At 63.0% G+C, this 14,303-nt stretch carries 10 protein-coding genes and 4 pseudogenes; 9 read left to right on the top strand and 5 right to left on the bottom strand.

The genetic code is table 11. The features are described 5' to 3' along the window. The first annotated feature begins 112 nt into the window (after positions 1-112). Together EYE42_RS13775 and EYE42_RS13770 are read left to right on the top strand one after the other, a co-directional pair. Positions 113-454 (top strand): hypothetical protein, encoded by a 342-nt coding sequence (locus EYE42_RS13775; protein ID WP_130991901.1) that lies wholly within the window; start codon positions 113-115, stop codon positions 452-454. An 83-nt stretch (positions 455-537) separates the two neighbouring features. Further along, entirely contained in the window at positions 538-1,794 is a 1,257-nt protein-coding gene (locus tag EYE42_RS13770; RefSeq protein ID WP_130991900.1) for a lytic murein transglycosylase, read from the top strand. A gap of 604 nt (positions 1,795-2,398) precedes the next feature. Here EYE42_RS13770 and EYE42_RS13765 read toward each other — a convergent pair. The 3 genes and pseudogenes from EYE42_RS13765 to EYE42_RS13750 all read right to left on the bottom strand — a co-directional run. Next, positions 2,399-2,908, bottom strand: a pseudogene (locus EYE42_RS13765) (IS3 family transposase); the annotation flags it as partial. 291 nt (positions 2,909-3,199) lie between these two features. Continuing rightward, complete coding sequence (locus EYE42_RS13755; protein ID WP_281277819.1) at positions 3,200-4,522, bottom strand: ATP-dependent nuclease; 1,323 nt, start codon at positions 4,520-4,522, stop codon at positions 3,200-3,202. A gap of 239 nt (positions 4,523-4,761) precedes the next feature. Continuing rightward, a pseudogene (locus tag EYE42_RS13750) lies at positions 4,762-5,399 on the bottom strand (integrase core domain-containing protein); the annotation flags it as partial. Positions 5,400-5,615: 216 nt separating this feature from the next. Here EYE42_RS13750 and EYE42_RS13745 point away from each other — a divergent pair. Genes EYE42_RS13745 through EYE42_RS13735 form a run of 3 tightly spaced genes read left to right on the top strand, consistent with a single transcriptional unit; the run spans position 5,616 to position 11,123 of the window. After that, positions 5,616-6,377, top strand: coding sequence for an ImuA family protein (locus EYE42_RS13745; protein ID WP_130991897.1), 762 nt, complete (start codon positions 5,616-5,618; stop codon positions 6,375-6,377). After that, positions 6,292-7,815 carry a Y-family DNA polymerase gene (locus tag EYE42_RS13740; protein WP_130991896.1) on the top strand — a complete coding sequence of 508 codons (1,524 nt, stop codon included), beginning with the start codon at positions 6,292-6,294 and terminating at the stop codon, positions 7,813-7,815. Before EYE42_RS13745 ends, EYE42_RS13740 begins: the two co-directional genes overlap by 86 nt. Further along, positions 7,812-11,123, top strand: a complete 3,312-nt coding sequence (locus tag EYE42_RS13735) for an error-prone DNA polymerase (RefSeq protein WP_130991895.1) — start codon at positions 7,812-7,814, stop codon at positions 11,121-11,123. Before EYE42_RS13740 ends, EYE42_RS13735 begins: the two co-directional genes overlap by 4 nt. A 177-nt stretch (positions 11,124-11,300) precedes the next feature. On the opposite strand, the gene EYE42_RS13730 is transcribed toward EYE42_RS13735, so the two are convergent. After that, a complete protein-coding gene (locus EYE42_RS13730; protein WP_130991894.1) occupies positions 11,301-12,119 on the bottom strand; it encodes a recombinase family protein in 819 nt (272 codons plus the stop codon). A gap of 142 nt (positions 12,120-12,261) precedes the next feature. Between EYE42_RS13730 and EYE42_RS16230 the strand changes: the two genes are divergently transcribed. The 4 genes and pseudogenes from EYE42_RS16230 to gfa form a co-directional block, all read left to right on the top strand. Further along, positions 12,262-12,414 (top strand): hypothetical protein, encoded by a 153-nt coding sequence (locus tag EYE42_RS16230; RefSeq protein WP_211657952.1) that lies wholly within the window; start codon positions 12,262-12,264, stop codon positions 12,412-12,414. Positions 12,415-12,466: 52 nt separating this feature from the next. Then, positions 12,467-12,751, top strand: a complete 285-nt coding sequence (locus tag EYE42_RS16225) for a hypothetical protein (RefSeq protein ID WP_211657951.1) — start codon at positions 12,467-12,469, stop codon at positions 12,749-12,751. Between the two features lie 102 nt (positions 12,752-12,853). Then, positions 12,854-13,060: a hypothetical protein gene (locus tag EYE42_RS16220; RefSeq protein ID WP_211657950.1), complete on the top strand. Its 207-nt coding sequence runs from the start codon at positions 12,854-12,856 to the stop codon at positions 13,058-13,060. Between the two features lie 111 nt (positions 13,061-13,171). Then, positions 13,172-13,743, top strand: a pseudogene (gene gfa, locus EYE42_RS13720) (S-(hydroxymethyl)glutathione synthase); the annotation flags it as partial. A 447-nt stretch (positions 13,744-14,190) separates the two neighbouring features. On the opposite strand, the pseudogene EYE42_RS13715 reads toward gfa, so the two are convergent. Beyond that, positions 14,191-14,303, bottom strand: a pseudogene (locus tag EYE42_RS13715) (IS5/IS1182 family transposase); the annotation flags it as partial.

The following is a 14,303-nucleotide window of genomic DNA, read 5'->3' as shown; positions in this document are numbered from 1 at the left end:
CCGCGCCAGATTCCTGCTGGTGCGCTACTCCCCATGCCTGCGTGCTGCGGTTTCGCTTGCTCTGCCGCGCTGGTCGTGCTGTTGCAGGACCGCATCTGCCCGGAGGTCCGCGATGAATGTCTATACCCTGCTGGTCGAGGTCGGCCGCACGAAAAACGACGGCCTGCCCGACGGGTCCACCGGCGCCGCGCTGATCTGCTATGCCGCAGGCCACGACGAGGCCGAGGCGGTGCGGGAAACCGTGGCGATCCTGAAACAGGCCGACCTGTCCCCGCTGGATGTGACCGGCTACGGCACGTTGGACGAACGCCTGGCTGAGGGGCACGAGATCGACGAGGACGAGCGTGCCCTGATGAGCCGCGCCCTGAACGAGAATTCGGTGATCATCGCGCAGATGCAACCCTTCTTCAAAGGCTGCGAGGGCGCATCGGGTGATGGCGAGGTGCTGCACTGAAGCGATGTGGGTCTATTCAACCGCAAGTGTACTCGCTAGACTGTGCGCAACAATAATAGCAGCAGTTACGGACAGGCGATCCCATGACACTTTCCCGCATTCTTCTGACGACGGCCCTGGCTGGCGCCCTGGCTTCTTGTGGCGCGCCGATGAACCGCGCGCCCGGCGGCATGTCCTCTGCCGCCCCGGTCACGCCTGCGCCGATCCCCGCAGCATCAGCCGGGGACGAGGCCGGTTTGCAGCGGTTCGTCCAGTCCTTCAGATCGCGCGCCGTGGCTTCGGGCGTATCGCCCGCCACCTATGACCGGGCCATGCGGATCGCCCGCTACAATCCCGAGGTGATCCGGCTGGACCGGCGACAGGCCGAATTCAGCCGTCCCGTCTGGCTGTATCTGGACAGCGCCGTGTCGGATGTCCGCATCACCACCGGCCGGCAGAAGGCCGCACAGCTTTCCAGCACCCTGTCGGCCATCGAATCGCGTTATGGCGTCCCGCGCGAGATCGTGCTGGCCGTCTGGGGGATGGAATCCAACTTCGGCGCCAACCGCGGCAAGATGCAGATCATCCCGTCGCTGACGACGCTTGCCTATGACGGCCGCCGGGGCGAGATGTTCCAGAACCAGTTGATCGCCGCGCTGCGCATCCTTCAGGCCGGCGACACCGCGCCCGAAACGATGCTGGGAAGCTGGGCCGGGGCCATGGGCCACACCCAGTTCATGCCGACCTCTTATCTGGATTACGCCGTCGACTTCACCGGCGACGGCCGCCGCGACATCTGGTCCGAGGATCCCACCGACTCGCTGGCATCGACAGCGAACTACCTGCGCCGCAACGGCTGGGTGCCGGGACAGCCCTGGGGGGCCGAGGTGCAACTGCCGCCGGGCTTCAACATGAGCCTGATCGGCAAGGGCACGCGCCGGTCCGACTGGGCCGCGCAGGGGGTGCGCCGGATGGGCGGCGGCACACTGCCCGGCGGCAACGGGTCGATCATCATGCCGGCGGGCGCCAGTGGTCCGGCCTTCCTGATCCTCGACAATTTCCGGTCGATCCTGCGCTACAACAATTCCGACAACTATGCGTTGGGCGTGGCCTTCCTGGGCGAACGCATCGCAGGGCGTCCGGGCATTCAGGGGTCGTGGCCGCGCAACGACCGCCCCCTCTCCACCGCCGAGCGTCAGGAAATCCAGCAGCGCCTGCGCGCGAAGGGCTTCTATCAGGGCGAAATCGACGGGCTGTTCGGATCGGCCACCATGGAATCGGTCGCGGCATACCAGCGTTCCATCGGCGCGACGCCGGACGGCTATCCGACCTCTATCCTTCTGGGGCAGTTGCGACGGTAAGGGAACCGTCCCTTCATTCCCGCCAGAACCGGATCGGCTCCGCCTATTGAAGGCCCCGAGCCTGCGGGCGGTCCATGCTGATCGACTGCGCGGCGCCGGTTCGGTTTCCGAGCCGCGCAGAAGTCTGCTCTGGCTTTGTCGGGAATGTTTCCGTCCATCCTGGACAGAAAACGGTTTTTCAGGGGATTATAAACTGCTCTCGTGCGCCGGATGTTGAGCATTTCAAATGCAGCATCAAGCGAGGTGAAATGCGGGACCAGATCGGCCGGAACGCGGGCGGGGGACCGAAGGAACAAAAAGCGTAAGCCGGGATTGCGCCGAGTCGGACGCGGCATCTGCAAGACCATTGTGTGCAAGAGGGACCAAGCCAAGTCCCTGCTACAGCATGTCTTCTTGTATCTTCTTAGGAAAAGATGGTGCTGCGAGAGAGGATTGAATTTTTGAGTATCCTCAATAAATCAAACACTTATAAGCTGAATTGGCACCAATTTTGGCACGAATTACGGCACCACACTGACATATAGGAAGCCGGAGAATCGGACATAAAGAAACCCTTCGATGCCGATGAGCTACTCCCCGATCCTTGGACAGTTTTCGGGGATATTTAAGCTACTGCCTGCACCTGCTGATCGGTTTCGATGGTGTTGAAGTAGACCACGGCGGGTGGTTGACCGCCATGGGCGGCGTGAGGCCGCTGGTGGTTGTAGAAGGTGATCCAGGCCCCGATGCCAGCCTTGGCCTGAGAGCCGGTCTCCCAAGCGTGCAGGTAGACGCATTCATACTTCAAGGACCGCCAGAGGCGTTCGATGAAGATGTTGTCGATGCACCGGCCCTTGCCATCCATCGAGATCCGGGTGCCGACCCGTTTTAGGCGGTCGGTCCAGGCGAAGGACGTGAACTGCGATCCCTGATCGGAGTTCATGATCTCGGGCGGGCCGAACTTGTGGATCGCCTCGTTCAGGGCCTCGACGAAGAAGTCGGCTTCCAGGGTATTCGAGATGCGCCAGGCTAGAACCTTCCGGGTGAACCAGTCCATGACAGCCACCAGATAGAGAAAGCCGCGGCGCATCGGGATGTAGGTGATGTCGGCGCACCAGACTTGGTTGGGCCGCTCGGTAATCCTCCCCATTTTAGCAGGGGGGCGGCCGTAGAATTCACGCGGCCATTTTCAGCTTCATGGCAGGGGTGACCCCGCCGATGCGGTGGGCTTGGCAGTCATGGTTGGCAGGATTGCTACGGGTGAGCTTGAGGATACGCCAGAGGACGACGGCAAAGATCCCGCCGCGAAGGCGATGGGCAAGAAGGGTGGCGCAGCCCGCGCTGCCAGTATGACGCCGGAGCGGCGGGCTGAGATTGCTAAGAAGGCTGCAGCGAAACGTTGGGGAAAAGACTGATCATCAAACCCTTATGTGAAGCTCAGTGCATCAGTGACTGGTTGCGAAATACTGGTGATCTGCTCTTGCGTAGCACAACCTGTGGCCCACGATGAGGCCAGCGCTTGCCAAAGGATTTCACCTCCAACAACTAACCTGTCTCCGCTGGATTTGATCCAGTCGTGGTGGTTCGCGAGGGTCATAGCATTGTTGAGTGCGTCAATAGTTTCTGCCGAGCCTCGACCAATCCGCTCAGCAACGCCACGCCATCCAGCCTGCTGCAGTCCCTCAAACACAACACGCTCGGGGGCGTCGTCACCTGGCAGAATGATGCAGCCTGGAGCCGCTGATTGATCTCCATCAAGAAATACAAGCGATGGTCTTGGAAACCTGTTTTCGCTGGCCATGATCCCTAATGCCATCCCCACGGATGCAGCCCCATATGGAATTAGCTTGGCACGCGCGAGCAAATCGCGGTCAGCGACTACAAGTATTTCTGAAACTAGCGTAGCCGCGCGGGCGTCTTCGACGTATAGATCACACTCAGGGTGCTGTTCATCATCCATTCGTGTCATCGCAAATTCAGGACTTACGCCAGTCACAGCAGTTTTTCCGTTAGCCCCGTCCATTAAGTAGATTCTTGCCTCTGGCGGCAATTCATCAAGAATGTAAGGGGAGTGTGTCGTCAGGACAATCTGGAGTTCCTTATCTCTTGCGAATCTAGCCAAATCTCGCATCAAGCGGCGCTGCGCTCGCGGATGAAGCGACGTTTCAACTTCATCAATCATCACGATCCCATATTTTGGGTAGTCAACGGCTAAAAGCTCTGCTGCAGCAATCTCTCCTGCGCCTTGGTGAAACCCAGAGTAGCGCACTGCGCCCATTTGCAGAACCGGCACTGGCTTATCGCTACCAGCGTTGGTGACGGAGATGCCTGCACCTGTATACTGCTTCCCAACTATCTGTGTCAGTCGTTCAAGCCGAGTTTCGTCAAATGCCTTGAAGACCCCCTCCGCCACGCCAGTCTTAAGAATTCTTGCATAACCCACGCGCGCACCAACTGGTTGGATTCGCCTGAGATCAACGTATTCAACCGGGCGTTCAGGGCGGTCTGGGTTTCCCCTCCATCGGTTTGTAGGTTTGCGGACTGTTTTTGTTTGAGAGTCTAAGCCTTGGCGGTAGGAGTAGCGTATAGTAGCGCCTTCGATTTTTTCAAAAGGGGTATCAGGAAAGAAATCTGACGCATATCTGTCTTTCGGAGTAGAGCGATAGGCTGCTGCCGAAGCTTGTAATACAGTGCTTTTACCCGAGCCGTTCTCACCCACCAAAGCCACAATAGGGAAATGAAAATCTATCCGCTGACCCGTCCAGCCTCATGCCAGAAATTTCGATCCATTCAAGGCGCTTGGGCCAGCTTGATCCTGTAGACCACTTGTTATGAAGTCTCCGCATTTCAGCCGAAAGTGCCATGCCGCCTCCTGTAGACGTTTAGAACCGGCTTGACCCGGCTCTGATGTCGATATAGAGCCACCCCCAATGAAAAATAGCAAGATTAAAGAGGTTGCTAGTGACCTGCCCCCCGGTCGTCCCTCGTTCATAACGAGAATCCTTGGGGTTGATAGTCGTCGGTTTCGGATTGGGCAAGCGCGCCGGGCGCGGAGCCCTCAGATTGCTCAAGCGCCCGGCGCGCTTCTGCTGGGGTCTGGTTTCCCAAAGATGAATGTGGCCTGACGTTGTTGTAATCGTAGCGCCACAAGGCCAGCTTCCGGCGGGCGTCAGCCAGGCTGTCGAAGATCTCCTCGTTCAGGCATTCGTCGCGCAGGCTTCCGTTGAAGCTTTCGATGAAGGCGTTCTGCTGGGGCTTTTCGGGGTCGATGTAATGCCACTCGACCTTGTTGTCGTTCGCCATTTCAGAATTGCCTTGCTGGTGAACTCCGTCCCGTTGTCACTGACGATGCAGCCGGGCTTTCCATAGACCCTGACCAGCGCATCCTGTTCCCGCGCGACCCTGGCCCCCGAGATGCTGGTGTTGGCAATCAGGCCGAGGTTTTCACGGCAGCAATCGTCGTTCACGGCCAGAATGCGGAACCTGTGGCAAGCTCCGAAGGTGTCCGACAGGAAGTCCAGAGACCAACGCTGGTTCGGCCTCAGCGGGACCGGCATTGGCGTGCGGCTGCCACGTGCGCGTTTGCGGCCACGCCTGCGGCGGACCGACAAGCCCTCTTCCCGGTAGTGCCCGCACATCCAGCGGCTGATGCAGCCGGTATTCCGTTTTAGGTTCGACAAATTGCGGGAACGGCACCTTTGCACTCGCTATGATCTTTATATGGGTCGAAGGCGACATATCCCCAGATCAATGCCCTGCCCCGGATTGACAGCATGGGCATCAAAGGAACAAAACAGGAACTTAATCTGTTCGTTCTCAACCTTATCGGAGCTGTCTCCCTCATGCCTTCCCGGTCCTCCAACCCTGCCATTGCCGCCTTGCGCCAGCAGATCGCGCGAATGGAGGGCGATGGCGGGCCAATACGCAGCATGCTGCCCTTCCGCCTGCCCGAGCTGGACCGCCGCTTGCCTGGCGGCGGGTTGGCACTCGGCTGCCTGCACGAGGTGGCGGGCGGCGGCAACGGCGCGGTGGACGGGGCGGCGGCTTCCTCCTTCGTGGCCGGGATCGCCGCGCGGCTGCCCGGTCCGGTGCTGTGGTGCGTGACCGAGGCCGATCTGTTCGCGCCCGGCCTTGAGCAGGCGGGCCTGGGACCGGACCGGGTGATCCATGTCGAGGCGGGCGACGACGTGTCGGTGCTGGCCTGCATGGAGGAAGGGCTGCGTCATGGCGGGTTGGGGGCAGTGGTAGCCGAGGTGGCGCGGCTGTCGATGACCGCCTCGCGCCGGCTGCATCTGGCGGCCAAGGGCTCGGGAACCACCGGGATCGCCCTGCGCCGCTGGCGTCGGCAGCAGGACCCCTGCGACTTCGGACAGCCGACGGCGGCAATGACCCGCTGGCGGGTGTCCGTTCTACCCTCCGCGCCCTTGCCGGTCCCCGGTGTCGGCCGTGCCCGCTGGCTGGTCGAGCTGATCCGGGCGCGGGCCGGCGAAAGCTTCGATCTTGAACTGGAGGCATGCGATGGCACGGGTCATCTCGGTCTACCTGCCACTTTGGCCAGTGGATCGGCTCAGGCGGCAGGCGGGCGAGGTCGCACCTTCGCCTGAGGCGCCGCTGGTCCTGGCGGTCCGGGTCGGCAACCTTCGGCTGGTGACGGCCGCCTGTTCCCTGGCGCAAGACCTGGGTCTTTCGGTCGGCATGCCGGTGAGCAAGGCACAGGCGATGGTCCCGGACCTGCAGGTGCTGCCCCATGATCCCCAGGCCGATGCGACGTCCCTTGAGCGGCTGGCCTTGTGGGTGCTGCAGCGGGTCTCGCCCATCGTCGCGGTCGATCCACTGGACGGGCTGGTGATCGACTCGACGGGAGCCGATCATCTCCATGGCGGCGAGGCGGCCCTGCTGGAGACCCTGCTCGGACGACTGGTGATGTCGGGCGTCACGGCGCGCGCGGCCATCGCGGACAGTTGGGGCGCTGCCCATGCCCTGGCCCGGCACCGGGCGGATCCGATGCACGTGGCCGAGCCGGGCATGGCAGAGACGCTGCTCGCCCCTTTGCCCCTTTCGGCCCTGCGGCTGCCCCCGGCCACGCTGGCCGGGCTGCACACCCTAGGCTTTGCCTGCATCGGCGATCTCCTTGGTCAGCCCCGCGCGCCGCTCACCCGACGCTTCGGCCCGGAGCTTTGCCGCAGGCTCGACCAGGCTCTGGGTCATGCCGCCGAGCCGATCGAGCCGCTGCGTCCGCCAGAGCTTGTCGAAGTGCGCCGCTCCTTCGCCGAACCCATCGCTGCTGCGGAGACCATCGTCCGCTACATCGGCAAGCTGGTGGCGCAGCTCTGCGCGGTGCTCGAAGAACGCGGCCTAGGCGCGCGCCGTCTGGACCTGCTCTGCTGGCGGATCGATGCCCATGTCCAGACGGTGCGGGTGGGCCTCGCGCGCCCGCAGCGCGACCCGCAGCGGCTGACCCGGCTCTTGTGTGAGAAGATCGAGACGATCTCGCCTGGATATGGCATCGAGATCCTGTCGCTCACGGCCGTGACGGTCGAGCCGCTGGAAGCCCGGCAGATGGCAAGCCGCCTTCTGGAAGAGCCTGTCCCCGACCTTTCCGCCCTGGTCGACGTTCTGGCAAACCGCGTCGGCGTGCGCGGCGTCTATCGCTTGGCGCCGGTGCCGAGCGACGTGCCGGAACGATCCGTCACCCGCATCGCGGCCCTTTCCGAACCCGTGGGTGCTGGCTGGCCCGGTCACTGGCCGCGGCCAGCGCGGCTCTTGCCCCGGCCCGAGCCGATCGAGACCCTGGCGCTGCTGCCGGACCATCCACCGGTCTGGATCTCCTGGCGGGGCATCCGCCGCAAGGTGGCGCGCGCCGACGGGCCGGAGCGGGTCTTCGGCGAATGGTGGAAGCGCGATGCCGAGAGGATCGCGGTGCGGGACTATTTCCGGATCGAAGATGAGGCGGGCGAGCGCTTCTGGGTCTTCCGGGCGGGCGATGGTGAGAACGCGGACACCGGCTCGCACCGCTGGTTCCTCCATGGGGTGTTCGGATGAGCGTGTCGTCAGACGAGGCGCATCGTTTTCCAACCGGTCCGCGCTATGCGGAGCTGCAGGTGACCTCGCCGTTTTCCTTCCTGCGGGGTGCTTCCTCGGCCGAGGAGTTGTTCGCGACGGCGGCGATGATGGGGATCGAGGCCTTGGCAGTGACCGACCGCAACACGCTTTCGGGCATCGTCCGGGCCTGGGAGGCCGCCAAGGTCACAGGCGTGCGGCTGGTGGTGGGCTGCAGGCTGGACCTCGCCTGCGGCATGGCGCTGCTGGTCTACCCCATGGACCGGGCCGGCTATGGCAGGCTCTGCCGCTTGCTGACCCTCGGCAAGTCCCGCGCCGGCAAGGGCAAGTGCCATCTGGAATGGGCGGATGTCGCCGAGCACGCCGAGGGCCTGATCGCCGTGCTGGTGCCCGACCTGGCCGATGACACCTGCGCCCTGCGCCTGCGCAGGTTGCGCGATGTCTTTGGCGACCGCGCCTATCTCGCCCTGACCCTGCGCCGCCGCCCGAACGACCAGGTGCGCCTGCATAAGCTGTCGCTCATGGCTGCGCAATTTCGGATGCCGACCGTGGTGACGAACGATGTGCTCTATCACGAGCCGTCCCGGCGCATCCTGCAGGACGTGGTCACGGCCATCCGCCATACCACCACCGTCGAGGCTCTGGGCTTCCGTCGCGAGCACCACGCCGATCGCTACCTGAAGCCCCCCGCCGAGATGCAGCGTCTGTTCTCGCGCTATCCCGAAGCCCTGGCCCGGACGGTGGAGATCATGGACCGCTGCCGGTTTTCGCTGGACGAGCTGCGCTACCAGTATCCCGAGGAACGGGACGATCCGTCCCTCACTCCGCAGGAGACCTTGGAGCGACTGACCTGGGAGGGCGCGAAGAGCCGCTATCCCGAGGGGGTGCCCGACGAGGTCAGAGCCTTGCTCGCCCACGAGTTGCGCCTGATCGCCAAGCTCGCCTACGCCCCCTACTTCCTCACGGTCCACAGCATCGTCCGTTTCGCCCGTTCCCGCGGCATCCTCTGCCAGGGCCGGGGCTCGGCGGCGAACTCCGCGGTCTGCTATGTGCTGGGCATCACCGCCATCGATCCGAGCCGCAATGACTTGCTGTTCGAGCGCTTCGTCTCCGAGGAACGCCACGAGCCGCCAGACATCGATGTCGACTTCGAGCACGATCGCCGCGAGGAGGTCATCCAGTGGGTCTACCAGACCTACGGCCGCGACCGTGCCGCCCTTTGCGCCACGGTGATCCGCTACCGCGCCAAAGGGGCGCTGCGCGACGTGGGGAAAGCCATGGGTCTGCCCGAGGATCTGATCCAGACGATCTCCGGCCAGATCTGGGCCTGGTCCGAGGAGGGCGTCAGCGAGGCGCAGATCCGCGAGCTGAACCTCGACCCCACCGACCGCCGGCTGCGGCTGACCCTGGATCTCGCCCGCCAGCTGATGGGCTTTCCCCGGCACCTGTCCCAGCATCCCGGAGGGTTCGTGCTGACCCAGGACCGGCTGGACGATCTGGTGCCGATCGAGCCTGCCGCCATGGAGGACCGGCAGATCATCGAATGGGACAAGGACGATATCGATGCGCTGCGCTTCATGAAGGTGGATATTCTGGCCTTGGGAATGCTCACCTGCATGGCCAAGGGGCTGGCGCTGATCAAGGCGCACAAGGGCATCAGCCATGACCTGGCCACCATCCCGGCCGAAGACCCGCGCACCTATGCCATGATCAGGAAAGCCGACACACTCGGCACCTTCCAGATCGAAAGCCGGGCGCAGATGGCCATGCTGCCGCGGATGAAGCCCAGAACCTATTACGACCTGGTGGTGCAGGTGGCGATCGTCCGACCCGGCCCGATCCAGGGCGACATGGTCCATCCCTATCTGCGCAGGCGCGAGGGTCTCGAGCCGGTGGACTATCCCACCCCGGAACTGGAGAAGGTGCTGGGCAAGACCCTGGGTGTGCCCCTCTTCCAGGAGCAGGCCATGCGGGTGGCGATCGAATGCGCGGGCTTCACCCCGGGCGAAGCCGACATGCTGCGCAAGTCGATGGCGACCTTCAAGTTCACCGGCGGAGTCTCGGCCTTCAAGGACAAGCTGGTGTCCGGCATGGTCACGCGCGGCTACGAGGCGGACTTCGCCGAGCGCACCTTCCGGCAGCTCGAGGGCTTTGGCTCCTACGGCTTTCCCGAGAGCCATGCCGCCAGTTTCGCGCTCGTCGCCTATGCCAGTGCGTGGCTGAAGTGCTGGCACCCGGACGCCTTCTGCGCGGCGCTCCTGAACAGCCAGCCGATGGGGTTTTATGCACCGGCCCAGATCGTGCGTGACGCGCAGGAACATGGTGTCGAGATCCGGCCGATTTGCGCCAATACCTCCCGCTGGGACTGCACGCTGGAACCGACCGGGCGCCCCGAGGACGAGGGCAGCCGGTTTGCCTTGCGGCTCGGGCTCAGGATGATCAAAGGGCTGGCCAACGCCCATGCCGCCGCCATCGTCGCGGCGCGGGCCGACGGGCCCTTCGTCTCGATCGAGGATCTCTGGCGCAGAGCAGCCGTGCCGATCGCTGCCCTGACTCACATCGCTGAGGCAGATGGCTTCCGCCCACGCCTCGGCCTTGCCCGCCGCGAGGCCCTCTGGGCCATCAAGGGCCTCGCCGCCGAGGAACTGCCGCTCTTCGCGGCGGCATCAGACCACGAGGGCGACGGCAATTCCGAGACGGCTGAACCCGCCATCGCGCTCAGGCCGATGACCCTTGGCCGGGAGGTGGTCGAGGACTACGGCCATACCGGCCTCAGCCTGCGGCGGCACCCGGTCTCGTTCCTGCGTGACACGCTAGGGGAGCGGAAGTTCATCACCTGCGCTGAGGCCATGGCCAGTCGGGATCGCCGCTGGTGCGCGACCGCAGGCCTGGTGCTAGTGCGCCAACGGCCCGGATCGGCCAAGGGCGTAATGTTCGTCACGCTCGAGGACGAAACGGGCGTCGCCAACCTGGTGGTCTGGCCCAAGGTCTTCGAGGCGCACCGGCGGATCGTCCTGGGCGCCGGCATGATCGGCGTCCAAGGCCGTATCCAGCGGGAAGGCGAGGTGGTGCATTTCGTGGTGCATCGCATCGAGGATCTGTCGCGGGAGCTGGCCAGCTTTGGCGCGCGTGGGGCGGCGTTTCCGCTGACCCATGGGCGTGGGGACGAGGCGCGGCACGGGCCAGATAATCTGCGCGAGGGCACATCCGTCGGACCGAAGGCCAGGAAGATCTACATACGTGACCTTTCTCTGGACGCGATCCGGGTAAAGGGGCGGGATTTTCAGTGAACGACCGCAACCGAAATGTAGTATACCAAACTTGTTTGCCCCGAAGGGCCTATTCTTCCGCGGCTGGGGACCTTTGCGCCCCGGAAGCATACCGAGACCACAGACGACTGCGGAAGTAGCGCCCACGGACGATCCTGGGGCCCCTAAAGGCATATGGCTATTGATCTCTTGACCAAATCAGAAGAGGCCGAACATTGGCAACTTCCGCATTTCTTCCTGTTCGGCCTCTTGGGCGGCTCGCTCTTCCTCTGCCTTCGCCCGTTCGTCCAACCGCCACTCGATCAGGTCGAGAGCCGCCGCATGATCACGCTTCAGACGATCTGGTGTCCATTCCCGGCCATGGCCTGTCGCAATCCCTCGACGATTGAGTTCATCAACCAGTTCCCGCCGAGAGATGTCCACGCCGACTTCTTCTATGACGGTGGCTATTTTCTCAATCCGCTGGCCAGCGAAAGACTGCCGGGCCTTGGCGGACTGCCGATGTGCGAGTTCGCTGGGGTTCGGATTGCCCAGCATCTTTCCTTCCGCTCGCATCCGGTCATACACTGCCATCTGATTGACGTATTTGATTCGAGCCGTCGCTTCTGCTTCAGCAATTCGAGCGCGCTGACCAGGGCGTTCCAAGACGTCAACTTCGCACACCGGGATGATCACCACGTCAAAAGACTGGCTGAAATCTCGAAACACCCGCAGGTTCCGTGATACCCGATCCATCCGCGAGACCAGGATAGGGCAGCCAGATTGCAGTGCCAGACCCAGCGCCCTCTGGAAACCTGGACGCTCAAGAAGAGGCGTTCCGTCAGTGGCCGTGTGGCTTTCTTCGATGATCTCCAGAAGGTGGGTGTCCGTTTCCCTCGAATAAGTCTCCACTGCTGCTCGTTGTGCTTCAACGCCGACACCTCGAGCTTGTGCGTCTGTAGAAACACGTAGGTAGCCGACACCGATCAAGCCCTCAGATGAAGGTTCACGACGACGGTAAGAAGGTGGAAGGATCATGGCAGATACTCAGAACATTTGCAAATCACTACCTTTGTAAATGTTCTGGATATGCAAGACAAGCATGCTGAAGAGCTGCCGAAGAACGGCCTATGCTTGCCGCGCGGATCGAGGGGAACATGCGGCGGGCTGGCTCTTTCGCGTGCGCGTCTGGACCGGCGCCTGGACCGGGCTGGAACTGGACGGGGCGCTTGCCAACGCGGACGGGATCGAGTTCTGCCTGCCGTGCAACTCAAGCTCCATCGCCCGCGACAAGATCAACCGCGGTGAGATGGACTATTTGACATGCACTTGAGCCAAATCGCCCGATGGCGTGACCGGGCTTCCTGGGTCCGCTGAACGTCGCCGTGTTCAAGGTGACGAGCATCCGGCCCGACGGGTCGCTGATCCCCCCGTCCTCGGTCGGCAACAACAAGACCCGGCTGGACCCGGCCGAAAAGGTCTTCCTCGAGGTGAACCGCTGGCAGAACCCCGCGCTGGAGGGGGGGCACGACATCTATGACGGCACCCGCCTGCCGCCCGACCGGGTGCTGATCCCGCTAACCCGCCCCGACGACCGGATCGGCAGGCCTTGCCCGCGCTGCGACCCGGCAAAGGTCGTGGCCATCGTCGAAACAGACTCGCCGGACTGAAACCTGCCCTACGCGCCACCCGCTCAGGCCGCCTACGCCATTGCTGCGCATCTACTGGACTTCGTCCGCCACAAGGTCGCGCGCGGCCGCCTGCCCGCATCCTTGCTGCCGATCCAGTCGGGTGTAGACAACATCGCCAACGCCGTTCTGACGGGCCGGGTGGGCAGCCACTTCGACGACATTGGCATTACGGCGTTCACCGAAGTCATCCAGGATGGGTTGCTTGATCTTCTGGACGCAGGCAAGCTGCAGATGGCCACGGCCTTCTCGCGCTCGCCGAGGCGGCGGGCCGCGTCAACGCCGGCATGACGCGCTATCGTGAAGTTCCTTTTCAGCAGTCCCATCTGCCACTTTCTGCTAGCTTGCCGAATATCCCTAACCAGGTGAGCCTGAGATAATGTGGTCATTGGGGAGAGGACCATGGCAAACACTGATGGGGTGAAGATTCACCCCGCCGTGGATAATGGTATCAAGAAAGGCAATCCCAGTTTTTCGGGCGGGATCCTGACCTGCAAATGCGCGACCAATCCGGTCAAGGTTCGGATCGGCGCGCAAACCGCCCACAACCACGTCTGCGGCTGCACGAAATGCTGGAAGCCCGGCGGGGCGATCTTCAGCCAGGTGGCCGTCGTGTCGCGCGACGCGGTCGAAGTTCTGGAAAACGGCGACAAGCTGCAAGTCGTCAACAAGGACGCGCCGATCCAGCGGTATGCCTGCCGCGATTGCGGCGTGCACATGTATGGCCGGATCGAAAACAAGGACCATCCGTTCTATGGTCTCGATTTCGTCCACACCGAACTGTCGCAGGACAGCGGCTGGTCGGCACCGGAATTCGCGGCATTCGTCTCCTCGATCATCGAATCCGGCGTCGATCCGTCGCGCATGGACGGCATTCGGGCGCGGCTGCGAGAGCTGGGGCTTACTCCCTATGACACATTGCACCGCCACTGATGGATGCTATTGCGACCCATATGGCCAAGCGCCAAGCGAAACATGCGCCCGCCCCAGCTAACCGAAGTGCAGCCCCAGCCTCAGCGCCGGCCGAGGCGAGACAAAGCACACCCCAAACTCCGCGGTGGAGTTCGACCCCGACGCTACCTGTAACCGGAGGCGGGTCGATATTTGCGCGGCTTCTGGACAAGCTCTTGGGTCGCAATCAGCGATAGGGTGATGTTTAACTTCGCCAGACGGCGAGACGGTATTGCCAGTCTCGTTGTGCAGTTGATGCATGACACAGGCTAGGCCAAAGACGGGTCGACGTGATGTCGATGAAGCTTGGGAAACTCTCCGGGGCCTTGTCGTATTGGGTTGCGGCATGATTGCGCCCTATAGCTTGTTTAAGCATCGTCCGGCGAAGTTACGAAGGGTATAGGGAGCACGGTCGACGCCGACAGGTGTCTTGCGTGACTTTCGCATCGGTGATCCACTAGTGTCCAGACTCATAACCACCACGTGACGATAGCGGCGAGGGCTATGGCTGCGGTGTAGGTGCGGGCGAGCTTGTCGTAGCGGGTGGCGACGCGGCGGAAGTCCTTGATGCGACAGAAGGCGC

Source organism: Paracoccus subflavus, from assembly GCF_004310345.1.
Taxonomy (GTDB): Bacteria; Pseudomonadota; Alphaproteobacteria; order Rhodobacterales; family Rhodobacteraceae; genus Paracoccus; species Paracoccus subflavus.
The sequence above is the reverse complement of the archived record's forward strand: the minus strand, read 5'-3'. Positions and strand labels throughout refer to the sequence as shown.

Bases quoted from the DNA above. Each gene is read 5' to 3' on its own strand.
- EYE42_RS13775 (WP_130991901.1), top strand. From the start codon at position 113: ATGAATGTCTATACCCTGCTGGTCGAGGTCGGCCGCACGAAAAACGAC.
- EYE42_RS13770 (WP_130991900.1), top strand. From the start codon at position 538: ATGACACTTTCCCGCATTCTTCTGACGACGGCCCTGGCTGGCGCCCTG.
- EYE42_RS13745 (WP_130991897.1), top strand. From the start codon at position 5,616: ATGCCTTCCCGGTCCTCCAACCCTGCCATTGCCGCCTTGCGCCAGCAG.
- EYE42_RS13740 (WP_130991896.1), top strand. From the start codon at position 6,292: ATGGCACGGGTCATCTCGGTCTACCTGCCACTTTGGCCAGTGGATCGG.
- EYE42_RS13735 (WP_130991895.1), top strand. From the start codon at position 7,812: ATGAGCGTGTCGTCAGACGAGGCGCATCGTTTTCCAACCGGTCCGCGC.
- EYE42_RS13730 (WP_130991894.1), bottom strand. From the start codon at position 12,119: ATGATCCTTCCACCTTCTTACCGTCGTCGTGAACCTTCATCTGAGGGC.